21 protein-coding genes are annotated in these 23,279 nt (G+C 60.1%); 11 read left to right on the top strand and 10 right to left on the bottom strand.

Annotated features, from left to right (window positions below):
- Positions 1 to 8: 8 nt before the first annotated feature.
- From ACW9IR_RS17000 to ACW9IR_RS16985, 4 genes are read right to left on the bottom strand one after another with little or no spacing between them, the layout of a single operon-like run.
- Positions 9 to 536, bottom strand: a complete 528-nt coding sequence (locus ACW9IR_RS17000) for a pilus assembly protein PilP (protein WP_095120722.1) — start codon at positions 534 to 536, stop codon at positions 9 to 11.
- Complete coding sequence (gene pilO, locus ACW9IR_RS16995) at positions 533 to 1,156, bottom strand: type 4a pilus biogenesis protein PilO (protein WP_150707956.1); 624 nt, start codon at positions 1,154 to 1,156, stop codon at positions 533 to 535. The genes ACW9IR_RS17000 and pilO overlap by 4 nt, the downstream gene beginning before the upstream one ends.
- Complete coding sequence (locus tag ACW9IR_RS16990) at positions 1,153 to 1,719, bottom strand: PilN domain-containing protein (RefSeq protein ID WP_095120724.1); 567 nt, start codon at positions 1,717 to 1,719, stop codon at positions 1,153 to 1,155. The genes pilO and ACW9IR_RS16990 overlap by 4 nt, the downstream gene beginning before the upstream one ends.
- Positions 1,719 to 2,783: a pilus assembly protein PilM gene (locus tag ACW9IR_RS16985; RefSeq protein ID WP_457464306.1), complete on the bottom strand. Its 1,065-nt coding sequence runs from the start codon at positions 2,781 to 2,783 to the stop codon at positions 1,719 to 1,721. The genes ACW9IR_RS16990 and ACW9IR_RS16985 overlap by 1 nt, the downstream gene beginning before the upstream one ends.
- Before the next feature lie 219 nt (positions 2,784 to 3,002).
- Between ACW9IR_RS16985 and ACW9IR_RS16980 the strand changes: the two genes are divergently transcribed.
- Entirely contained in the window at positions 3,003 to 5,447 is a 2,445-nt protein-coding gene (locus ACW9IR_RS16980; protein WP_457464315.1) for a penicillin-binding protein 1A, read from the top strand.
- Positions 5,448 to 5,808: 361 nt separating this feature from the next.
- On the opposite strand, the gene ACW9IR_RS16975 is transcribed toward ACW9IR_RS16980, so the two are convergent.
- The 3 genes from ACW9IR_RS16975 to rpmE all read right to left on the bottom strand — a co-directional run bounded on the left by ACW9IR_RS16975 (position 5,809) and on the right by rpmE (position 8,302).
- On the bottom strand, positions 5,809 to 7,077 hold the full coding sequence (locus ACW9IR_RS16975; protein ID WP_102899524.1) for a malic enzyme-like NAD(P)-binding protein: 1,269 nt from the start codon (positions 7,075 to 7,077) through the stop codon (positions 5,809 to 5,811).
- A gap of 170 nt (positions 7,078 to 7,247) precedes the next feature.
- Positions 7,248 to 8,060, bottom strand: coding sequence for a thermonuclease family protein (locus ACW9IR_RS16970; protein WP_457464304.1), 813 nt, complete (start codon positions 8,058 to 8,060; stop codon positions 7,248 to 7,250).
- Positions 8,061 to 8,074: 14 nt separating this feature from the next.
- Positions 8,075 to 8,302, bottom strand: a complete 228-nt coding sequence (rpmE, locus tag ACW9IR_RS16965; protein ID WP_016984589.1) for a 50S ribosomal protein L31 — start codon at positions 8,300 to 8,302, stop codon at positions 8,075 to 8,077.
- Between the two features lie 287 nt (positions 8,303 to 8,589).
- Here rpmE and ACW9IR_RS16960 point away from each other — a divergent pair, with 287 nt between their 5' ends.
- Complete coding sequence (locus tag ACW9IR_RS16960; protein ID WP_102899525.1) at positions 8,590 to 10,809, top strand: primosomal protein N'; 2,220 nt, start codon at positions 8,590 to 8,592, stop codon at positions 10,807 to 10,809.
- Between the two features lie 93 nt (positions 10,810 to 10,902).
- Here the strand turns inward: ACW9IR_RS16960 and ACW9IR_RS16955 are convergent, their stop codons facing one another.
- On the bottom strand, positions 10,903 to 11,025 hold the full coding sequence (locus ACW9IR_RS16955; RefSeq protein WP_256579857.1) for a hypothetical protein: 123 nt from the start codon (positions 11,023 to 11,025) through the stop codon (positions 10,903 to 10,905).
- Between ACW9IR_RS16955 and argS the strand changes: the two genes are divergently transcribed.
- The 9 genes from argS to ACW9IR_RS16910 all read left to right on the top strand — a co-directional run bounded on the left by argS (position 11,024) and on the right by ACW9IR_RS16910 (position 21,497).
- Complete coding sequence (gene argS, locus ACW9IR_RS16950; protein ID WP_457464301.1) at positions 11,024 to 12,760, top strand: arginine--tRNA ligase; 1,737 nt, start codon at positions 11,024 to 11,026, stop codon at positions 12,758 to 12,760. The genes ACW9IR_RS16955 and argS overlap by 2 nt on opposite strands.
- Before the next feature lies 1 nt (position 12,761).
- A complete protein-coding gene (locus ACW9IR_RS16945; protein ID WP_007909385.1) occupies positions 12,762 to 13,478 on the top strand; it encodes an SPOR domain-containing protein in 717 nt (238 codons plus the stop codon).
- Positions 13,479 to 13,711: 233 nt separating this feature from the next.
- The gene (gene hslV / locus ACW9IR_RS16940) at positions 13,712 to 14,242 is read left to right on the top strand and encodes an ATP-dependent protease subunit HslV (RefSeq protein ID WP_016984593.1); all 531 of its coding nucleotides are present in this window, start codon (positions 13,712 to 13,714) and stop codon (positions 14,240 to 14,242) included.
- Between the two features lie 54 nt (positions 14,243 to 14,296).
- Complete coding sequence (gene hslU, locus ACW9IR_RS16935) at positions 14,297 to 15,634, top strand: ATP-dependent protease ATPase subunit HslU (protein WP_095120730.1); 1,338 nt, start codon at positions 14,297 to 14,299, stop codon at positions 15,632 to 15,634.
- An 83-nt stretch (positions 15,635 to 15,717) separates the two neighbouring features.
- A complete protein-coding gene (locus ACW9IR_RS16930) occupies positions 15,718 to 16,089 on the top strand; it encodes a gamma-butyrobetaine hydroxylase-like domain-containing protein (protein WP_095120731.1) in 372 nt (123 codons plus the stop codon).
- A 258-nt stretch (positions 16,090 to 16,347) separates the two neighbouring features.
- Positions 16,348 to 18,027: a class II poly(R)-hydroxyalkanoic acid synthase gene (gene phaC, locus ACW9IR_RS16925; protein ID WP_102899527.1), complete on the top strand. Its 1,680-nt coding sequence runs from the start codon at positions 16,348 to 16,350 to the stop codon at positions 18,025 to 18,027.
- A gap of 142 nt (positions 18,028 to 18,169) precedes the next feature.
- Positions 18,170 to 19,024, top strand: coding sequence for a poly(3-hydroxyalkanoate) depolymerase (gene phaZ, locus ACW9IR_RS16920; RefSeq protein ID WP_034152967.1), 855 nt, complete (start codon positions 18,170 to 18,172; stop codon positions 19,022 to 19,024).
- Positions 19,025 to 19,163: 139 nt separating this feature from the next.
- The gene (gene phaC, locus ACW9IR_RS16915) at positions 19,164 to 20,846 is read left to right on the top strand and encodes a class II poly(R)-hydroxyalkanoic acid synthase (RefSeq protein ID WP_457464297.1); all 1,683 of its coding nucleotides are present in this window, start codon (positions 19,164 to 19,166) and stop codon (positions 20,844 to 20,846) included.
- 30 nt (positions 20,847 to 20,876) lie between these two features.
- Positions 20,877 to 21,497: a TetR/AcrR family transcriptional regulator gene (locus tag ACW9IR_RS16910; protein ID WP_038360043.1), complete on the top strand. Its 621-nt coding sequence runs from the start codon at positions 20,877 to 20,879 to the stop codon at positions 21,495 to 21,497.
- A 257-nt stretch (positions 21,498 to 21,754) separates the two neighbouring features.
- On the opposite strand, the gene ACW9IR_RS16905 is transcribed toward ACW9IR_RS16910, so the two are convergent.
- On the bottom strand, positions 21,755 to 22,678 hold the full coding sequence (locus ACW9IR_RS16905) for a phasin family protein (protein WP_102899529.1): 924 nt from the start codon (positions 22,676 to 22,678) through the stop codon (positions 21,755 to 21,757).
- Between the two features lie 10 nt (positions 22,679 to 22,688).
- Positions 22,689 to 23,111 (bottom strand): phasin family protein, encoded by a 423-nt coding sequence (locus tag ACW9IR_RS16900; protein ID WP_110719499.1) that lies wholly within the window; start codon positions 23,109 to 23,111, stop codon positions 22,689 to 22,691.
- Positions 23,112 to 23,279 lie beyond the last annotated feature (168 nt).

The raw sequence follows: 23,279 nt of genomic DNA, 5'->3' as shown, positions 1-23,279 counted from the left end.
GACTTCCACTATGAGTGCTCTTTCAAAGGAATGGTGCGCGGACGCTCCAGCCAGGCGCCTTCGCCGTCGGGCACAATTTCGACGACATCGACCTGGGTGGCACTGATGGCGACGATGCGACCGTCGTTGCGCCCCAGGTAATCGCCGACTTTTAACCGATGTACGCCGCCAGCACCGCGCAACAACGCAAAGGAGCCGGAAACATTGGAGATCGTGCCAACCATCTCGAACTGCTCGATGTTGAAACCCTCGAGGTATTGCTTGACCCGGTTGGGGTCGGGCTTGACGTTGCGCGAGCCGTGCTTCTGCCCGGCCAGATCGACGCGCACCTGGCGCGAGAACGGACTGCGCAGGTTGGCAGCGCTGTAAGTGAATGTTGGGTAAGACCGAAATGTCGGGGTTGGTTCAATCTTGCCTGCCGGGCGCAGGCGCACTTCATTCAAGTAGGCATCGAGGTCACCGAAGTCATCGCTACCACCACAACCGTTCAACGCGAGCAGCGTCATCGACAACGCGATACAACGAATCGGGCTCATTTCTGCAGCCCCTTGTCGTTATAGCGGTAGGTCTTGGCAAGGATGCTCATGCGCAGCTTCGGCCCGCCTTCTTTATCGGCCGGCGCCAGTTCGAAATCATGCAGGGTAACGATGCGCGGCAGTCCAGCCACGCCGCTGACGAAGGTGGCGAGATCGTGATAGGCGCCGGTGACGGTGATCTGAATCGGCAGTTCTATGTAGAACTGCTGGGTGACCTCCGGCAGCAGTTTGATCTCTTCGAACTCCAGACCACTGCCCAGACCGGTACGGGTGATGTCTTCGAGCAGGCCCGGCACTTCGGTGTCACTGGGCAATTGCCGCAGCAGCACGCCGAAGGTATTTTCCATTTCCTTCATTTGCTGGGTGTACAGCTCAAGATTGGCTGACAGGCGCGCCTTGCTGGCGAACTGCTCTTTGAGGGTAATCTCTTCCTCACGTTTGAGGTCGAGCTGATTTTCCATGTCACTGATGAAAAAGTTATAGCCAAGCGCCAACACCAGCACCATCAACAGCGCTCCGGCGATAAATTTCACCGCCGCCGGCCAGGAACCGATGTTGCTGGTGTCGAGATCGTTGAAATCGATGTCGCGCAAACTTTCAAGCCATTCGGACGGTTTCATTGGTCGTCCTCCACAGCTTGCGGCTGAGTCTGCCGTACGGTCAGTTCAAACGTGTTGGTCTGGTCCACCTGGCCGGCGGTCGTCGCCTTGACTTCGTTGAGACTCGGCGCATCAAACCAGTCCGACGCCTCCAGATTGCGCATCAGGTCCGAGACGCGGTTGTTGGACTCTGCGGCGCCACTGATCGACAGGGTTTTGCCGGCCATCTTCACATCGGTGAAATACACCCCGTCAGGCAGCGTTCGTGCCAATTGATCGAAGATTCGTCCGCTGATCTGCCGGTTGCCTTGCAGATCCTGGATGATGCGCATGCGTTCGACCAGTTGCTGACGCCGGGCCTTGAGATCGCTGATCTGTTTGATCCGCTCGTCGACCACAGCGATCTGCTTGCCGATGTAATCATTGCGCGCCACTTGCCGCGTAATCGCCGCACTGATGATCTGGTCGGCAATCAGCACCGCGCCGACCGAGCCGACCACCACGCCGATCAAGGCCAGCAGAAAGCGTTTGCGCCGCTCTTCGCGACGTTCTTCGCGCCAGGGCAGGAGGTTGATCCGCGCCATCAGTCGAAACTCCTGAGCGCGAGCCCGCAGGCAATCATCAGCGCCGGCGCATCGCTGGCCAGCGCACCGGCGTTGACCTTGCTGCTCAAGGCCATATTGGAAAACGGGTTGGCCACTTGCGTCGGCGTGTTCAGGCGTTGCTCGATCAGCCGGTCCAGCCCAGGCACTGACGCCGTGCCACCGGCGAGCAGAATGTGATCGACGGCGTTGTATTGCCCGGAGGCGAAGAAGAACTGCAATGAGCGTGAGACCTGCTGCACCAGCGCCTCACGGAACGGCTGCAAGACCTCACTGATGTAATCATCGGGCAGACCACCCTGCTTTTTCGCCAGCCCCGCCTGCTCGAGGGTCAGGCCATAACGCCGCTGGATTTCTTCGGTCAATTGCCGCCCCCCGAACAGTTGCTCGCGGGTATAGATGATCTTGCCGTTGTGCAGGACGCTGAGGGTGGTCATGGTCGCGCCGATGTCGACCACCGCCACGGTCAGACGCTCCTGAGAGGCCGCCAGTTGCGTTGCCAGCAAGCCGAACGAACGCTCCAGCGCATAGGCTTCGACATCGACCACCCGCGCGGTCAGCCCGGCGAGAGCCAGCGCCGCTTCACGGACTTCGACGTTTTCCTTGCGACAGGCGGCGAGCAACACGTTGACCCGCTCGGGATTGCGCGGTGATACGCCCTGGACTTCAAAGTCGATGGCGACTTCGTCCAGCGGGTAGGGAATGTATTGGTCGGCTTCGATCTTGAGCTGGTTTTCCAGTTCATCGTCGGACAGCCCGGCGTCCATTTCGATGACCTTGGTGATCACGGCGGAACCGGCCACTGCCACCGCCACGCTCTTGAGCCCGGTACGCGCCTTGACCAGCACGCGGCTCAGGGCCTGACCGACGCCTTCAAGCTCGGCGATGTTCTTTTCGACCACGGCATTGACCGGCAATGGCTCTACCGCGTACGCCTCGACCCGGTAGCGGTCACCCTGACGGCTCAGTTCCAGCAGCTTCACTGACGTGGAGCTGATGTCGATCCCCAGTAACGTTCTGGCCTTTTTATTGAAGAGTCCCAGCACTACCAATTCCCTATGACTTTCCGTGAGTTACGGACTCTGTAATACGCATTGCGTTCCTTCACCCCGTCTTGACAGAAGCGCAAATGACGCCCCCAGCAGAAAAGTGCTTATAATGCCCAGCGTTTTTTTCCGCTTTTTACTGCAAGCGCGGATGGTTCTGTGTGTAGCCGGAACCCCGTCGCCAAATTCATTCTTTGCCCTGGATGTTCAAACGCCTTGATTCGTCTGCTGAAATTTTTCGGTTGGTCCATCGTCGCCGTTTTCTGCGGACTGCTTTTAGGTCTCAGCGGCGCGTTTCTTTACCTTAGTCCGGGTTTGCCCTCTGTGGAGGCTCTGCGAAGCATTCAGTTGCAGATTCCCCTGCGGGTCTACTCCAGCGACAACAAGTTGATCGCAGAATTTGGCGAAATGCGCCGTACACCGATCCGTTTCGCCGACATTCCGCCCAATTTCATTAATGCGTTACTAAGTGCTGAAGACGACAATTTCGCCAACCACTATGGCGTCGATCCGAGCAGCCTGATGCGCGCCGCGACCCAACTGGTCAAAAGCGGACACATTCAGTCCGGCGGCAGCACCATCACCATGCAGGTGGCGAAGAACTTCTTCCTGACCAGCGAACGCAGCTTCTCGCGCAAAACCACCGAAATTCTTCTGGCCCTGCAGATCGAGCGGCAGCTGACCAAGGATGAAATCCTTGAGCTGTACGTCAACAAGATCTATCTGGGCAACCGCGCCTATGGCATCGAAGCGGCGGCGCAGGTGTATTACGGCAAGTCGATCCGCGATGTTAGCCTGGCGCAGATGGCGATGATCGCCGGCCTGCCGAAAGCCCCGTCGCGCTTCAACCCGCTGGCCAACCCGGCGCGCAGTAAAGAACGCCGCGACTGGATCCTCGGGCGCATGTACAAGCTCGGCAAGATCAGCGAAGCGGATTACACCGCCGCCATCAATGAGCCGCTGAACGCCAGCTATCACGTGCCGACCCCGGAAGTGAACGCGCCGTACATCGCCGAAATGGCCCGTGCCGAAATGGTCGGCCGCTACGGCAGCGATGCCTATACGGAAGGTTTCCGCGTCACCACCACGGTACCGAGCAATCTGCAGGAAATGGCCAATACCGCGCTGCACGAAGGTTTGATGACCTACGACCAGCGTCATGGCTACCGCGGCCCCGAGTCGCGCCTGCCAGGCAAGACGCGCGAAGCGTGGGCCAGTGAGCTGACCAAACAACGCACCATCAGCAGCCTTGAGCCGGCCATCGTCACTCAGGTCGACAAGAACGGCCTGCAAGTGCTGACCCGCACCGGCGAAGAGCACGTCGCCTGGGACACCATGAAATGGGCGCGTCCGTTCCTCAACACCAACAGCATGGGCGCCAACCCGCGTCAGCCGTCGGATGTCGCGGCGGTCGGCGATCTGGTTCGCGTGCAGCGTCAGAAAGACAATTCGCTGAAGTTCAGCCAGATCCCGCAGGCACAAGGTGCACTGGTGTCGCTGGATCCGCAGAACGGCGCGATTCGCTCGCTGGTCGGCGGTTTCGCCTTCGAACAGAGCAACTACAACCGCGCGATGCAGGCCAAGCGTCAGCCGGGTTCGAGCTTCAAACCGTTTGTCTACAGCGCCGCGCTGGATAGCGGCTATACCGCTGCGACGCTGGTCAACGATGCGCCGATCGTGTTCGTCGACGAGTACCTGGACAAGGTCTGGCGCCCGAAGAACGACACCAACACCTTCCTCGGCCCGATTCGCTTGCGCGAGGCGCTGTACAAGTCGCGTAACCTCGTCTCGATCCGCCTGCTGCAGGCGATGGGCGTGGGCAAAACCATCGACTACATCACTCGCTTCGGCTTCAACAAGCAGGATCTGCCGCCAAATCTGTCGCTGGCGCTGGGCACAGCAACGCTCACGCCGATGGAGATTGCGACCGGTTGGAGTACGTTCGCCAACGGCGGCTACAAGATCACCCCGTACATCATCGACAAGATCGAAAGCCGTAACGGCGACACGCTGTTCCTCGCCAACCCGCCGACCGTGCCGCAGGGTGGTTCGGCGACGGACGGTATCGCGGCACCGAACAGCGAGTCGTTTACGGTCAACGCCACACCGGTTGCAGGTGAAGTGCCGGGCAGCGCGGCCGTGCCGCAAGCACCAGCCGTGGCCGAGCGAATTGTCGATGGCCGCACCACGTACATCCTCAACAGCATGTTGCAGGACGTAATCAAGCTCGGCACCGGCCGTCGCGCGCTGGCCATGGGCCGCAGCGATATCGCCGGTAAAACCGGTACCACCAACGAATCGAAAGATGCGTGGTTCTCCGGCTACAACGCCGATTACGTGACCACGGTCTGGACCGGTTTCGACCAGCCGGAAAGCCTCGGTCGTCGCGAGTTCGGTGGCACGGTGGCGTTGCCGATCTGGATGAACTACATGTCGGCGGCGCTGAAGGACAAGCCGCCGCATGTTCAGCCTGAGCCGGAAGGTTTGTTGAGCCTGCGCGTGGATCCGGTCAGTGGCCGTGCAGCTACGCCGAGCACGCCGGGCGCGTACTTCGAGCTGTTCAAGTCGGAAGACACCCCGCCGTCGGTGAACGAGCTGGGCAATGGCACGGCGCCAGGCAGTCCGCTGCCGGCTGATGAGCAGGCGCCGATCGATTTGTTCTGATCTAACGGTATTGAAAAGCCCCGCTTTCGTGAGAAGTGCGGGGCTTTTTTATGGCTGATGAAGATCAAGAGCCCCTCACCCTAGCCCTCCCGAAACGTCGGACCGCCCGTAGGGAGAGGGGACTGACCGTGGAAAATTCACGAGATACACCGACCTGAAAGTGCATCAGCGCCTATGGATTCAACACGATACGTTCAGGTCGGCGTAACTCCCGAACATCCCCCAATCAGTCCCCTCTCCCCCTGGGAGAGGGTTAGGGTGAGGGCCCTTGTCGATATGAAATGCGATCCTGAGAATTCCCGAAAACAAAAAAGCCCCGACTCTCACGAGCCGGGGCTTTCGGTTGAAGCGCTACAACGACTTAGCCGTTGAACACGTCATCCACGCTTTTCAGCGGGTAGTTCTTCGGATACGGCAGGGTCGCCACACCGGTCTCGATTGCGGCTTTGGCCACAGCGTCGGAGATCAGGGTGATCAGGCGCTTGTCCATTGGCTTCGGAATGATGTACTCACGGCCGAATTCCAGCGGCGCGCCACCGTAGGCATCGCACACGTCCTGTGGCACTGGCAGCTTGGCCAGTTCACGCAGGGCGTTGGCGGCAGCCACTTTCATTTCTTCGTTGATGCGCTTGGCGCGAACGTCCAGGGCACCACGGAAGATGAACGGGAAGCCCAGTACGTTGTTGACCTGGTTCGGGTAGTCCGAACGGCCGGTGGCCATGATCACGTCGCTACGGGTAGCGTGCGCCAGCTCCGGGGAGATTTCCGGATCCGGGTTCGAGCAGGCGAACACGATCGGGTTCGGTGCCATCGACAGCAAGCCTTCAGCGCTGAGCAGGTTCGGGCCGGACAGACCGACGAACACGTCAGCGCCTGCCAGTGCGTCAGCCAGGCTGCGCTTGTCGGTGGCGTGAGCGAATACTGCTTTGTACTGGTTCAGGTCGTCACGGCCGGAGTGGATCACGCCGGTACGGTCAACCATGAAGATGTTTTCGATGCGTGCACCCATGCTCACCAGCAGTTTCATGCAGGAGATGGCCGCAGCGCCGGCGCCCAGGCAGACGATCTTGGCGTCTGGCAGGGTTTTGCCAGCGATTTCCAGGGCGTTGATCATGCCCGCAGCAGTCACGATCGCGGTGCCGTGCTGGTCATCGTGGAACACCGGAATGTCGCACTGCTCGATCAGAGCACGTTCGATCTCAAAGCACTCTGGCGCCTTGATGTCTTCCAGGTTGATGCCACCGAAGGTGATGGAGATGCGTTTTACCGTGTCGATGAAGGCTTGCGGGCTTTCGGAGTCGACTTCGATGTCGAAAACGTCGATGCCGGCGAAGCGCTTGAACAGTACGCCTTTACCTTCCATCACTGGCTTGGAAGCCAATGGGCCGAGGTTGCCCAGACCGAGAATCGCGGTGCCATCGGAAATGACTGCAACCAGGTTGCCCTTGCCGGTGTATTTGTAGGCCAGTTCAGGATCGCGAGCGATCTCACGCACTGGTTCAGCTACGCCGGGGCTGTAGGCCAGCGACAAGTCGCGAGCGGTAGCAGTGGCCTTGGTGAGCTCGACACTCAGCTTCCCTGGACGAGGATTGGCATGATATTCGAGAGCGGCAGTTTTCAGATCAGACATTTTGGCATTCCGCTTTTTACTGTTGGACAGACTGGTCAGCGAGGATACGCGCCTCGCAAAGTCCCCACAAGACTGAGCGGTCACCCCTGTCAAGCGCCCTGCCCTACGACTTTGGGCCAAGAGCCACGGCGCACAAGGGCTGGACTGTTCACAATCGACAGAAAAAATGTCTACAATTTTTCTTTAGCGCGCGTTTGCAACATCGATGGATCGGTCAGCGGAAGTAGCCAGCGTGACTGACCGGATTGCAATCCACTGCGCCGGGAACGATCAACGATCCAGCCGCGAGCCTCGATCTGCTTGCCTTTCAGCGCCTGCAAACGGGCATTGTCGAATTGTCCGACCAGATTGGGTGCAACGCGCAATACAAGCGCATCCTGCAACTCGATCCAGATTCCGCCGCGATTGCGCTGAACCTTGCTCACACGCCCACTGATCACGGCGAAACCCGAGCGCTGAATCTGCTCCGCTTTCAGTACAGGCGACTGCCGCCAGAGGCCCAGCCCGGCCTTTCGCGCACTGCGTTCGGCGGTTTGCTGACAGGCAACAAGATCGACATTCGGCGCCACCGCGACCTGGAAACCGAGGCCATCGGCGAGCATTTGCGCTTCGAGATTGGCGCCGCTGGCGCTGTAAATATGCGCGAGCGTACGCCCGTAATGGTCTTTGGCTTGCTTGCCGGGGCGCAAACCGACATGTCCGCCGCTGGCATCGACCAGCGCTTGTAGGCGTTTGCGTGCCGCCACGGCGAAGGGTTCGTCGCTGCGGCCCTGCCTGCCCAGTTCAGGCGTGTTGAGGCCGATCATGCGTACGCTGCGACCATCGCTCAGGCGCAGCGTGTCGCCATCGACCACGCGCTGCACCGTGACGCTGGTCAGCCCCGCAGGTGCCGGGCAGAAGGCTTGCGCCCCGGACAGCCAAATCGCAGGCACAAAAAAGGCGCCCGCGAGGGACGCCTTTTTCAGCAACGAGGAAAAGCCCACCGGGCCCTTCAACCTTACTCTGCAGCAGCAGGTTTCTTGCCGAAAGCACCGAAACGGTCTGCGAAGCGCTGAACGCGGCCGCCAGTGTCCAGAGTCTTCTGCTTACCGGTGTAGAACGGGTGGCATTCGTTGCAAACGTCGATTGGCAGAGCTTTGCCGAAAGTCGAACGAGTTTCGAACTTGTTGCCACAGCTGCAGGTAACAGCGATGACTGGGTAATTCGGGTGAATATCAGCTTTCATGGTGTCTTCCTCAGCTAGCGTGCCGCCACCCAACACTATTGTTGAATACCGCACGTAATTAGGCCGCGGATTCTACCAGACCTTTTCAAACACGCAAGCTGTCACCGAGACCGACCGTCTGCTAGGCTCCCGGCCTTGAACGCACTCCACTGTGGGAGCGAGCTTGCTCACGAATGCGTTGTGCCAGCCAATGTTTTAGCGCCTGACACGCCGCCTTCGCGAGCAAGCTCGCTCCCACAATTGATCTGCACTCGTCCCTTATTTTGCGTTTATAGAGATCCCCCCGCGTGCCCGACGCCATTCTGCGCCTCGCCCTGCCTTCACCCCTGCGCCGCCTGTTCGACTATCGGACCCCGGCCGGCGTGCTGCGTGAACAATTGCAGCCGGGCATGCGCCTGCGGGTACCGTTCGGTCGGCGCGAGATGATCGGGATTCTGGTCGAGGTCACCGACACCAGCGAAGTGCCGGTGGAAAAACTCAAACCGGCGCTGGCTCTGCTGGATGCCACGCCGCCGCTGCCACCGGCGCTGTTCAAGTTGTGCCTGTGGACGTCGCAGTATTATCAGCACAGCCTCGGCGACACCTTGAGCTGGGCGTTGCCAGTGCTGCTGCGCCAGGGCGAACTGGCCGAGGCTCGCCAAGAGCGCTTTTGGTCGATCACACCCGGCGCCAGCCTTGATGACCCGCGCATTGCCCGCGCCCCGCGCCAGCGCGAAGCACTCGCGACCCTGGCCCAGCACCCGCACGGCGTCGCCCATCAGTTGTTGAGCAAATTGATGCTGAGCAAAGACAGCCTTGATCTGCTGCTGGCGAAAAATCTGGTGCAAGTGGAAATCCGCCGCCACGCACCCGGCGCGCGCCATGAGCACTGGCTGGCGCAACCGGAATTACCGCTCAACACCGAACAGCGCGCCGCATACGAGGCGATCCGCGCCGGGTTCGACAGTTATCACGCATTCCTGCTGGCCGGCGTCACCGGCAGCGGCAAGACCGAAGTCTATTTACAGCTGATCCGCGAAACCCTCGAAGCCGGCAAACAGGCGCTGGTGCTGATCCCGGAGATCAACCTCGGCCCGCAGACCTTGGCGCGCTTCGAGCAGCGTTTCAATGCGCGCATCGCCCTGCTGCACTCGGCGGTCAATGATCGCGAGCGCCTCGATGCCTGGCTCGCGGCGCGCGATGGCGAGGCCGACATTATTATCGGCACCCGCTCGGCGCTGTTCACGCCGATGAAAAATCCCGGGCTGATCATCATCGATGAAGAGCACGACGGCTCATATAAACAGCAGGAAGGTTTGCGCTACCACGCCCGCGATCTGGCGCTGGTGCGTGCGCGGCAGGAAAACATCCCGATCGTGCTCGGTTCTGCGACGCCATCGCTGGAAAGTCTGCACAACGCCTACACCGGCCGTTACGGTCTCCTACGCCTGAATGAACGTGCCGGCGGCGCCAAGCAGCCGCGCTTCCTGCGTCTGGATGTGAAGAGCCGTCCACTGGACAGCGGTATTTCCGGGCCGATGCAGCAAGCTATCGGTCAGACATTGGCGAATGGGCAACAGGTGTTGGTGTTTCTCAACCGCCGCGGCTTTGCCCCGACGCTGCTTTGTCATGATTGCGGCTGGATGTCCGAGTGCTCGCGCTGCGATGCACGAATGACCGTGCATCAGCGTTATGGCGAATTGCGCTGCCACCACTGTGGCTACGTCGAACGCACGCCGCGCCAGTGCCCGAAGTGCAACAAGGTCGATCTGCGCCCGGTCGGCGCGGGTACTGAACGTGCCGAAGAACGGCTGGCGATTCTATTCCCCGACTACCCGGTGCTGCGCGTCGACCGTGACAGCACCTCGCGCAAGGACGCGATGAATCAGCTGTTCGCGACGATTCAGAAAGGTCAGCCGTGCATTCTGGTCGGCACACAGATGTTGGCCAAAGGGCACCATTTTCCACGAGTGACGCTGGTGTCGATTCTGGATGCCGACGGCGGCCTGTTCTCCGGCGACTTCCGCGCCAGCGAGCGCATGGCGCAGTTGATCGTGCAGGTGGCCGGGCGTGCCGGGCGAGCGGAAGAGCCGGGCAAGGTGATCATTCAGACGCACCTCGCCGACCATCCTTTATTGGTGCAGCTCACCGAACAAGGCTATTTCGCCTTTGCCGAACAGGCCTTGAGCGAACGCCGGGCAGCCGGGCTGCCGCCGTTTGCGCATCTGGCGTTGTTGCGTGCCGAAGCGCACAAACCGGGGCAGGCGGAAGGCTTTCTCGATGAGGCGTGCAGCGAGGCCGAGCGTTTGCTGGCCGAGCAGAATCTGAGCGGGATTGAATTGCTTGGGCCGGTGCCAGCGCCGATGGAGCGGCGGGCGGGGCGTTATCGTGCGCAGCTTTTGTTGCAGGCGACGGCGCGGGCACCGTTGCACCGGTTGCTGGCGAGTTGGTTGCTGGTGCTGGAGCAGATGCCGAGCGGGCGGGCGGTGCGCTGGTCGCTGGATGTCGATCCCGTCGATTTATATTGAAGATCAAAAGATCGCAGCCTACGGCAGCTCCTACAGGAAAATGCGTATCCCCGTGTAGGAGCTGCCGAAGGCTGCGATCTTTTGATCTGAATGTCACCACATATCCATAAGCTGCCTGCTAAGGTTGGCAAGCCCGTCTTCGCAACGGATAATGCCCAGTTTTTCCACCCGCGCATCGATGCGCCCGCCGCGCTTGCGGTCGAAAGAGAAGACCATGAAAGACACCATTCGCCAGCTGATCCAACAAGCCCTCACCCAACTCGTCAACGAAGGTGTGTTGCCTGAAGGCCTGTCGCCGGCGATTCAGGTGGAGAACGCCCGTGACAAGACTCACGGCGACTTCGCCAGCAACATCGCCATGATGCTGGCCAAGCCTGCGGGCATGAAACCGCGCGATCTGGCGGAAAAAATCATCGCCGCACTGCCGGCTGACGAGAACGTCACCAAGGCCGAAATCGCCGGCCCGGGCTTCATCAACTTCTTCCAGAACACCCAGGCTTTGGCCTCGCGTCTCGACGCTGCATTGGCTGATGCCCATGTTGGCGTACGCAAGGCCGGCCCGGCGCAACGCACCGTGGTCGACCTGTCGGCACCGAACCTGGCCAAAGAGATGCACGTCGGCCACTTGCGCTCGACCATCATTGGCGACGGTGTGGCCCGCGTCCTCGAATTCCTCGGCGACGAAGTGATCCGTCAGAACCACGTTGGCGACTGGGGCACCCAGTTCGGCATGCTGATGGCCTATCTGCAGGAAAACCCGATCACCAGCGACGAGCTGTCTGACCTGGAAAACTTCTACCGCGCGGCCAAGCAGCGTTTCGACGAATCCGCAGAATTCGCCGACCGCGCCCGTGGTCTGGTGGTCAAGCTGCAGGCCGGCGATGCCGAGTGCCTGGCGCTGTGGACCAAGTTCAAGGACATCTCGCTGTCGCACTGCCAGAAGATCTACGAACTGCTCAACGTCAAACTGACCATGGCCGACGTGATGGGCGAAAGCGCCTACAACGACGACCTGATCAACGTTGTAAACGACTTGAAAGCCGCTGGCATGCTGGTCGAGAGCAACGGCGCGCAGTGCGTGTTCCTCGACGAGTTCAAGAACGCCGATGGCGACCCGCTGCCAGTGATCATCGTCAAGGCTGACGGCGGTTACCTGTACGCCACCACTGACTTGGCCGCCGTGCGCTACCGCAGCGGCAAGCTGAAAGCCGATCGCGCGCTGTACTTTGTCGATCAGCGTCAGGCCCTGCACTTCCAGCAAGTGTTCGCCGTGGCGCGCAAGGCCGGCTTCGTCACCCATCCGATGGAGATGGAACACATGGGCTTCGGCACCATGAACGGCGCCGACGGTCGTCCGTTCAAGACCCGTGACGGCGGCACCGTGAAGCTGATCGATCTGCTGACCGAAGCGCAGGAACGCGCCTACAGCCTGGTGAAAGAGAAGAACCCGGAACTGGCCGAAGACGAACGGCGCAACATCGCCAAAGTCGTCGGCATCGGCGCGGTGAAGTACGCCGACTTGTCGAAGCACCGCACCAGCGACTACAGCTTCAACTTCGACCTGATGCTGAATTTCGAAGGCAACACCGCGCCGTACCTGCTTTACGCCTACACCCGCGTCGCCGGTGTGTTCCGCAAATTGGGCAAGGACTTCAGCGAAGTCGATGGCCAGATCGTCCTGGAAGCCGCACATGAGCAAGAACTGGCGGCGAAACTGGCGCAGTTCGGTGAAGTGCTGAACAACGTCTCCGACAAAGGCACGCCGCACATTCTCTGCACTTATCTGTACGACGTTGCCGGTCTGTTCTCCAGCTTCTACGAGAACTGCCCGATCCTCGCCGCCGAAACCCCGGCCCAGATGCAGAGCCGTCTGCGTCTGGCCGCGCTGACCGGCCGCACCCTCAAGCAAGGCCTGGAGCTGTTGGGTCTGGAAACTCTGGAGCGTATGTAAGTTGGCTGCCAAGAAAAAACCTGCACCCAAGCGTGGCGCCAGCCGTTACCAAGCTCCTGCGAAGCAACCGATTCCGGGTTGGCTGTGGATGGCCATCGGCCTCACGGTCGGCGCGTTCATCGTGTTTCTGATGAAGCTGGAGCCGGGCAAGGGCAGCGACACGGTCAAGCGTGAGAAGGTCGAACAGGCGCAACAGCAGAAAGCGTCGAAGATCGCCGAGGCCAACAAGACCCCGCCGAGCCCGACGCAACCGGTGAAGCCGAAGTACGACTTCTACACCCTGCTGCCGGAATCGGAAGTGATCGTGCCGCCGGACGCCGTCCCGGAGAAGACCCTGCCGACGCCACAAGTGCCGGCCATCCCGACCACGCCAGTGACACCGGCAGAAGCGGCGAAGATCGACACCGCGCGCGCTCAGGCAGCGTTGGCCGGGATTACCCCGCCGCCAGCACCACCGGTGAGCAAAGCCGCGCCGGTGACCAAGTTCTTCTTGCAGGCCGGTTCGTTCCGCAAGGAAACCGATGCCGACAAGGTGCGTGCGCAGATCATTCTGCTTGGTCAGGCGGTAGCGGTTGAGTCCGGCACAGTGAAGGATGAAACCTGGTACCGCGTACTGGTCGGCCCGTTCAGTAACCGTGAACAGCTGACCACGGCTCAGAAACAACTGGCCGGCGCCGGCTTCAGCAATCTGTTGTTACAACAACGCCAGAGCCGCTGATTTCGTCAGAGTCACCGTGTCATCGTTCTTCGCGAGCAAGCTCGCTCCCACAGGGTCTGCGCTAATCCTGTGGGAGCGAGCTTGCTCGCGAAGGCGTCATAACCAGCACCACAAAATTCTGATCTGCCCTGCGCCGTTCGTCCCTCCGCACCCTCCCCGGTTGAAATCCTCTCCAGCACCCCCATATGAATGGGCATAAGGCACTTTCGCCCCGCTGTGTGGAGACTCTTCCCTTGACCACCATCGTTTCAGTCCGCCGTCACGGCAAAGTCGTCATGGGCGGCGACGGCCAGGTTTCTCTCGGCAATACCGTGATGAAAGGCAACGCGAAAAAAGTCCGTCGCCTGTACCACGGCCAGGTCATCGCCGGTTTTGCCGGTGCCACTGCCGACGCCTTTACCCTCTTCGAACGTTTCGAAGGCCAGCTTGAAAAACATCAGGGCCACCTGGTGCGCGCCGCGGTCGAACTCGCCAAAGAATGGCGCACCGACCGCTCCCTGAGCCGCCTCGAAGCCATGCTCGCGGTCGCCAACAAGGACGCCTCGTTGATCATCACTGGCAACGGTGACGTGGTCGAACCCGAAGATGGCCTGATCGCCATGGGTTCCGGCGGCGGTTACGCGCAGGCTGCGGCCAGTGCCCTGTTGAAAAAAACCGACCTGTCGGCCCGTGAAATCGTCGAAACCGCCCTCGGCATCGCCGGCGACATCTGTGTATTCACCAACCACACTCAGACCATTGAGGAGCAGGATCTCGCTGAATAAGCCTGACGCGGCCCTGTGCCACGGCTTGTTTCTGCTTGAGGACCGTCAATTACTATGTCCATGACTCCCCGCGAAATCGTCCACGAACTCAACCGCCACATCATAGGCCAGGACGATGCCAAGCGCGCCGTCGCGATTGCCCTGCGCAACCGCTGGCGCCGCATGCAGCTGCCTGAAGAGCTGCGCGTTGAAGTGACCCCGAAGAACATCCTGATGATCGGCCCGACCGGAGTCGGTAAAACCGAAATCGCCCGTCGCCTGGCGAAACTGGCCAACGCGCCGTTCATCAAGGTCGAAGCGACCAAGTTCACCGAAGTCGGCTACGTCGGCCGTGACGTCGAATCGATCATCCGTGATCTGGCCGACGCCGCGATCAAGATGCTCCGCGAGCAGGAAATGACCCGCGTGCGCCACCGCGCTGAAGATGCTGCCGAGGATCGTATCCTCGACGCACTGCTGCCGCCGGCGCGCATGGGCTTCAGCAATGAAGAAGCGCCGAGCAGCGATTCCAACACCCGTCAGCTGTTCCGCAAGCGCCTGCGCGAAGGTCAGCTGGATGACAAGGAAATCGAGATCGAAGTCGCTGAAGTGGCCGGCATCGAAATCGCCACGCCGCCTGGCATGGAAGAGATGACCAACCAGTTGCAGTCCTTGTTCGCCAACATGGGCAAGGGCAAGAAGAAGGCGCGCAAGCTCAAGGTCAAAGAAGCGCTGAAGCTGGTGCGCGACGAAGAAGCCGGGCGTCTGGTCAACGAAGAAGAGCTGAAGGCCAAAGCGCTGGAAGCGGTTGAACAGCACGGTATCGTGTTCATCGACGAAATCGACAAAGTCGCCAAGCGTGGCAACGTCGGCGGCGCCGATGTCTCCCGTGAAGGCGTACAGCGCGACCTGCTGCCGCTGATCGAAGGCTGCACCGTCAACACCAAGCTGGGCATGGTCAAGACTGACCATATCCTGTTCATCGCCTCCGGCGCGTTCCACCTGAGCAAGCCGAGCGATCTGGTGCCTGAGCTGCAAGGTCGTCTGCCAATCCGCGTAGAACTCAAAGCGCTGAGCCCGTCGGACTTCGAACGTATCCTCAGCGAACCGCACGCTTCGCTCACCGAGCAATATTGCGCGCTGCTGAAAACCGAAGGTCTGAACATCCAGTTCCAGCCGGAAGGCATCAAGCGTCTGGCGGAGATCGCCTGGCAGGTCAACGAGAAGACCGAGAACATCGGTGCCCGTCGCCTGCACACGCTGCTTGAGCGCCTGCTGGAAGAGGTGTCGTTCAGCGCCGGCGATCTGGCCAGCACCCACGATGAGCAGCCGATTCTGATCGACGCCGAGTACGTCAACAGCCACCTCGGCGAATTGGCGCAGAACGAAGACCTGTCCCGCTACATTCTGTAGAGCGGCAAGCTCCGAGCTGCAAGCGACAAGCTGCGGGCTGAGTTAAGCTTGCAGCTTGTTGCTTGCAGCTCAGGGCTGTTTTTATGATTCCTACCGACATCAAACTGCACAAAGCCTCGAAAACCCTGACGCTGACTTACGCGTCCGGCGAGGAGTACACGCTGCCCGCCGAATTCCTGCGCGTGCATTCCCCCTCCGCCGAGGTCCAGGGCCACGGCAAACCGATCCTGCAATTCGGCAAGCTCAACGTCGGTCTGAGCAAGCTGGAACCGGCCGGTCACTACGCACTGAAACTGACCTTCGACGACGGTCACGACAGCGGCTTGTTCACCTGGGATTATCTCTACGAGCTGGGGCGACGTCATGACGCACTCTGGGCCGATTATCTGGCCGAGCTCAAAGCTGCCGGAAAAACCCGCGACCCGAACGAGTCCATCGTCAAGCTGATGCTCTAGTCCGAGCCTTGCGCTCATTAGAGGGCATTTTCTAAATTCATCTGTTTGAATGCTCTGCTGTGTGGCCGAGGATCGGCCTGCTTGCGAAAAAAATTAAACTCGGGTAACCAATGGAGCTGGCAAGTTCCCTGCAATGCTCTACGACTGTAAAGCAGCTATGCAGAATTAACGGTCACCCGAGCAGTAGTACCTGGCATTGGCTGTGGAACTGCACAGCAGAAAACCGGGTACTCGTCTCAGGACAATGGAGCGTCGTAGATGAGTAACAAGAATAACGATGACCTGAAGTACCAAGCCTCGGAAAACACCCTGGGGCTTAATCCCGTCGTTGGGCTACGCGGAAAGGATCTGCTGGCCTCTGCTCGTATGGTGCTGAAACAGGCCATCAGACAACCGATCCATAGCGTCAAGCACGTCACCCATTTCGGCCTCGAACTGAAGAACGTGTTGTTTGGTAAATCCGAACTGCAACCGGCTGGCGATGACCGTCGCTTTGCCGATCCTGCGTGGAGCCAGAACCCGCTCTACAAACGCTATCTGCAAACTTACCTGGCGTGGCGCAAGGAACTCCATGCCTGGATTGATGACAGCAGTCTCTCCCCCAAAGACATCGCCCGCGGCCACTTCGTCATCAACCTGATGACCGAAGCCATGGCTCCGACCAATACGGCGGCCAATCCGGCAGCGGTGAAACGCTTCTTCGAAACCGGCGGCAAGAGCCTGCTCGATGGCCTCTCGCATCTGGCCAAGGATCTGGTACATAACGGCGGCATGCCGAGCCAGGTCAACATGGGCGCGTTCGAGGTCGGCAAGAGCCTCGGTGTCACCGAAGGCGCGGTGGTGTTTCGCAACGACGTGCTGGAACTGATCCAGTACAAGCCGATCACCGAGCAGGTCCACGAGCGCCCATTGCTGGTGGTGCCGCCGCAGATCAACAAGTTCTACGTATTCGACTTGAGCCCGGACAAGAGTCTGGCGCGCTTCTGCCTGCGCAATAACGTGCAGACGTTTATCGTCAGCTGGCGCAACCCGACCAAGGCCCAGCGCGAGTGGGGCCTGTCGACCTATATCGACGCACTGAAAGAAGCCGTCGACGTGGTCACCGCAATCACCGGCAGCAAAGACGTGAACATGCTCGGCGCCTGCTCCGGCGGCATCACCTGCACCGCCCTGCTCGGCCACTACGCGGCGATCGGCGAGAAGAAGGTCAATGCCCTTACGCTGCTGGTCAGCGTGCTCGACACGACGCTGGACAGCGACGTCGCCCTGTTTGTCGACGAGCAGACCCTGGAGACCGCCAAGCGCCACTCGTATCAGGCCGGCGTGCTCGAAGGCAAAGACATGGCCAAGGTCTTCGCGTGGATGCGTCCCAACGACCTGATCTGGAACTACTGGGTCAACAACTACCTGCTCGGCAACGAGCCTCCGGTGTTCGACATCCTGTTCTGGAACAACGACACCACACGATTGCCCGCCGCGTTCCACGGCGACCTGATCGAGATGTTCAAAAACAACCCACTGATTCGCCCGAATGCACTGGAAGTGTGCGGCACGCCGATCGACCTCAAGCAGGTCACGGCCGACATCTTCTCGCTGGCCGGCACCAACGACCACATCACGCCGTGGAAGTCCTGCTACAAGTCGGCGCAGTTGTTTGGTGGCAAGGTCGAGTTCGTGCTGTCGAGCAGCGGCCATATCCAGAGCATTCTGAATCCGCCAGGCAACCCGAAATCGCGCTACATGACCAGCGAAGAAGTGGCTGCCAATGCCGATGAATGGCAAGAGAACTCGACCAAGCACACCGACTCCTGGTGGCTGTACTGGCAGACGTGGCAGGCCGAGCGCTCGGGCAACCTGAAAAAGGCCCCGGTGAAACTGGGCAACAAAGCGTATCCGGCGGGTGAAGCATCGCCGGGCACTTACGTTCACGAGCGGTAACTGACACACCCGGCCCAATGTAGGAGCTGCCGCAGGCTGCGATCTTTTGATTCTGTTTTTAAAATCAAGATCAACAGATCGCAGCCTTCGGCAGCTCCTACACAGGGGGCGGGGTGTACTTGAAATCCACAGGGCCTGAAGCATGCCGCAACCGTTCATATTCCGTACCGTCGATCTGGATGGCCAGACCCTCCGCACGGCGGTACGCCCCGGCAAGCCTCACTTGACGCCCTTGCTGATTTTCAACGGCATCGGCGCCAACCTGGAGCTGGTGTTCCCGTTTGTCGCGGCGCTGGATCCGGATCTGGAAGTGATCGCCTTCGACGTGCCCGGTGTCGGCGGCTCGTCCACGCCTAATCGGCCATATCGCTTTCCCGGGCTGGCGAAACTGACCTCGCGGATGCTCGATTACCTCGACTACGGTCAGGTCAACGTCATTGGCGTGTCGTGGGGCGGCGCGCTCGCGCAGCAATTCGCCTACGACTACCCCGAGCGCTGCAAGAAACTGGTGCTGGCGGCGACCGCGGCCGGTGCCGTGATGGTGCCGGGCAAACCGAAAGTGCTGTGGATGATGGCCAGTCCGCGGCGCTACATTCAGCCTTCCCACGTGATCCGTATCGCCCCGCTGATCTACGGCGGCTCGTTCCGTCGCGACCCGACGCTGGCGGCCAGCCACGCGGCGAAAGTACGTTCGGCCGGCAAGCTCGGTTACTACTGGCAACTGTTCGCCGGCCTCGGCTGGACCAGCATTCACTGGCTGCACAAGATCCATCAACCCACGCTGGTGCTGGCCGGCGATGACGATCCGCTGATCCCGCTGATCAACATGCGCATGCTCGCCTGGCGCATTCCCAATGCCCAACTGCACATCATCGACGACGGTCATCTGTTCCTGATTACCCGTGCTGAAGCGGTGGCGCCGATCATCATGAAATTCCTCCAGGAGGAACGTCAGCGCGCGGTGATGCACCCGCATCCGACACCGCTGGGCGGTTAACGCCGGCGGCAGGCTTTATGCAGTGCTTCAAGAAAGAGTGCGCGGCAGGACGCCGCGCAGGCAGCAACCCGCAACAGCGTCTATGGTGTTCTGGTTCGGTGAGTTTGTTTTTGGCCTGAAGACGAAGGAGTGTTGAGTCATGCGCGACAAACCAGCGACGGGCGTAGTGCCCAGCCCCGCCGTGTTCATCAATGCACAAAGTGCGATCACCGGCCTGCGTGGCCGGGACCTGATCTCGACCTTGCGCAGCGTCGCCGCCCATGGCCTGCGCAATCCGATTCACAGTGCGAAGCACGCGTTGAAACTCGGCGGTCAATTGGGCCGCGTGCTGCTTGGCGAAACCTTGCACGCGACCAATCCGAACGACAGCCGCTTCGCCGATCCGGCGTGGAGCCTCAACCCGTTTTACCGGCGTAGCCTGCAGGCCTATCTGGCCTGGCAGAAGCAGGTCAAAAGCTGGATCGATGAAAGCAACATGAGCGATGACGATCGCGCCCGCGCGCACTTCGCCTTCACCTTGCTCAACGACGCCGTGGCGCCGTCGAACACCCTGCTCAACCCGCTGGCGGTCAAGGAGCTGTTCAACTCTGGCGGGCACAGTCTGGTGCGCGGCCTCAGCCATTTATTCGATGACTTGCTGCACAACGACGGCCTGCCGCGCCAAGTGACCAAACAGGCTTTCGAGGTCGGCAAGACCGTCGCCACCACCACCGGTTCGGTGGTATTTCGCAACGAGATGCTGGAGCTGATCCAGTACCGACCGATGAGCGAAAAGCAGTACGCCAAGCCGCTGCTGGTGGTGCCGCCGCAAATCAACAAGTACTACATTTTCGACCTCAGCCCACACAACAGCTTCGTCCAGTACGCGCTGAAGAATGGCCTGCAAACGTTCATGATCAGCTGGCGCAACCCGGATGTGCGCCATCGAGAATGGGGCCTGTCGACCTACGTCGAAGCGGTGGAAGAAGCGATGAACATCTGCCGGGCGATCACTGGCGCTCGTGAGGTCAACCTGATGGGCGCCTGCGCCGGCGGCCTGACCATCGCCGCCCTGCAAGGCCATTTGCAGGCCAAGCGGCAACTGCGCCGCGTCTCCAGCGCGACCTATCTGGTCAGCCTGCTCGACAGCCAGATCGAAACCCCGGCCACGCTGTTCGCCGACGAACAAACCCTCGAAGCCGCCAAGCGCCGTTCCTATCAGAAAGGCGTGCTCGACGGTCGCGACATGGCCAGGATCTTCGCCTGGATGCGTCCCAATGATTTGATCTGGAGCTACTTCGTCAACAACTACCTGTTGGGCAAAGAGCCGCCGGCCTTCGACATCCTCTACTGGAACAACGACAACACCCGCCTGCCGGCGGCATTTCACGGTGACCTGCTGGACTTCTTCAAGCACAACCCGCTGACCCATCCGGGTGGTCTGGAGGTTTGCGGCACTCCCATCGATCTGCAGAAAGTCACTGTCGACAGCTTCAGCGTCGCCGGCATGAACGACCACATCACCCCGTGGGATGCGGTGTATCGCTCGACCCTGCTACTCGGTGGCGAACGGCGTTTCGTGCTGTCCAACAGCGGCCATGTGCAGAGCATCCTCAACCCGCCGAGCAACCCGAAAGCCGCCTACGTCGAGAACGGCAAAATGAGCAGCGACCCGCGCGCCTGGTATTACGACGGCAAGCACGTCGATGGCAGTTGGTGGCCGCAGTGGCTGGAGTGGATTCAGCACCGCTCCGGCGCCCAGCACGAAACCTCGTTCACCCTCGGCAATCCGAACTATCCACCGATGGAGGCAGCGCCCGGTACTTACGTGCGTGTGCGCTGACGCTTAACCGAACTTTTCTAAGAAGACTGGATGAAAACCCGCGACCGGATTCTCGAATGTGCTCTGCAATTGTTCAACGAAAAGGGCGAGCCGAACGTCTCCACAATGGAGGTGGCCAACGAAATGGGCATCAGCCCGGGCAACCTCTATTACCACTTCCACGGCAAGGAACCGCTGATTCTCGGGTTGTTCGAACGCTTCCAGAATGAACTGGCGCCACTGCTCGATCCGCCGTCGGATGTGGAATTGGCGCCGGAGGATTACTGGCTGTTTTTGCATTTGATCGTCGAGCGGCTGGCGCAGTACCGCTTTCTGTTTCAGGACCTGTCGAATCTCGCCGGGCGCTTGCCGAAGCTGGCCAAGGGCATTCGACATTTGCTCAATGCGCTGAAGCGTACGCTGGCGTCGCTGTTGGCGCGGTTGAAGGCTGCGGGGCAGTTGGTCAGTGATACGCAGGCGTTGGGGCAGTTGGTGGAGCAGATCACCATGACGTTGCTGTTTTCGCTGGATTATCAGCGGATTCTGGATCGTGAGGGTGAGGTGAGATTGGTGGTTTATCAGATCATGATGCTGGTAGCGCCGCACTTGCTGCCGCCGGTTAAGGTCGCCACGGAGCGGATGGCCCTGCAATACCTTGAAGATCACGACTGAATCAAAAGCCCCTCACCCTAGCCCTCTCCCGGAGGGAGAGGGGACTGATTGGGGGATGCTGTAGAAGTACGCCGACCTGACAGTGCGTTACCGAATCCATAATCGATAAGGTCTTTCAGGTCGGCGTATAGCATGAGACACCTCGGTCGGCCCCCTCTCCCTCTGGGAGAGAGCTGGGGTGAGGGTAAGCTTTAAAAACGGCACAAACAAAAACGCCCGACCTTCACAGGCCGGGCGCTTTATTTTGCCCTGAAGAATCAGGACTGACTGGTTGGCGTCGACGGCGTCGATGCAGCAGTCGGGGTAGCCACCGGAGTCGGTGCGGCGGCGGAGTTCGACGCGCTCACCGGAGCTGCCGGGGTAGCCGGCTTGGCTGCAGCAGGTGCTGCTGGCTTCGGCGCTGCGGCTTTCGGCGCGGCCGTTTTTTTCACTGCCGGTTTTTTAGCTGCAGCCGGTTTCGCTGCTGGCTTGGCAGCCGGTTTGGCGGCCGCGGTTTTCGCGGCTGGCTTGGCGGCTGGTTTCGCTGCAGTTTTGGCCGCAGGTTTTGCTGCCGGTTTGGCGGCGGCTTTGGCAGCAACCGGTTTGGCTGCAGCTTTAGCAGTTGGCTTGGCCGCTGCGGTTTTTGCTGCAGGCTTGGCCGCTGCTTTTGCTGCGGGTTTAGCCGCCGCTTTTGCCAGAGGCTTGGCAGCGGATTTTGCCGCTGGTTTGGCCGCCGCAGTTTTCGCTGCCGGTTTTGCCGCAGCGGTTTTCGCCGCCACAGGTTGAGCCTTCAGACCGGTGAGTTTTTCGATCTGTTTGGTCAGCGTGTCGACCTTGCTGTTGAGTGCCTTGACCTCATTGCGGCTCGGTACACCGAGGCGCGAGATCGCGCTGTTCAGGCGCTTGTCGAAAGCCCCTTCCAGCTCGTCCCACTTGCCCAGTGCGCGATCTTTCACGCCGCTGATGCGCGACTTGGCCGAAGAAGCGGAATCCTTGGCGGCATCGACTTTTTTGCCGACTGCGGACTTGGTGAGCTTCTCGGCTTTCTCGCCGTCTTTGACCAATGTATCGAAGAGCTTGCTGCCGTCAGTGTCGATCTTCGAGTACACGCCTAAACCAGCCAGCCAGATTTTGCGGGAGTAGTCTTCGACTTTCCCGATCCACGAGCTGCCTTCTTTATCGGTGTTCTTTTTACCAGCCATCCCGTTCTCCTTAAGATTTACGCGCGACGCGTTCGAGCAATGCCGTCAGCTCATCGAGCTTAGCAGAGAGTGTCTCAACGTCATGTTTAGACGGAATGCCGATACGATTCAAGGCGCTTGCTACACGGGAGTCGAACGCCTTCTCGACCTTGTCGAGCTGAACTTCGACACGACCTTTGAAAGAACTCACTTCGCTCTTGGCTTCATCGATCTCGGCGTTGGCCGCTTCGAGTTTTTCAGTGACGGCTTTTTTGCCTTTCTTTTCAACAGTTTGACCAGCCTTGATCAACTCTTGAAAGTACTCACTGCCCTCTTGGCCGACCTTGGCGTAGGCACCCAGGCCTGCCAGCCAGATCTTGCGGGCATAGGATTTGACGTCGCTCAGAGCAGTTGTCGAAGCGTCGATTTTTTTCTTCAAAATTACTTTGGCCATGGTGCACCTCACGCGCAGAAGGTTTGAGGAACTGCCCGCGAAAGTGTCGGGCTCAGGCACAAAGTAGGTAGAAAAATTAGAAACGGCACCCTAACAACTGACATGAACCTCTGGCCGTACACAAAACAAATGTAGGAGTGAGCCTGCTCGCGATAGCGGTCTTTCAGT

Source organism: Pseudomonas sp. SDT291_1_S447 (assembly GCF_054070155.1).
The sequence above is the reverse complement of the archived record's forward strand: the minus strand, read 5'-3'. Positions and strand labels throughout refer to the sequence as shown.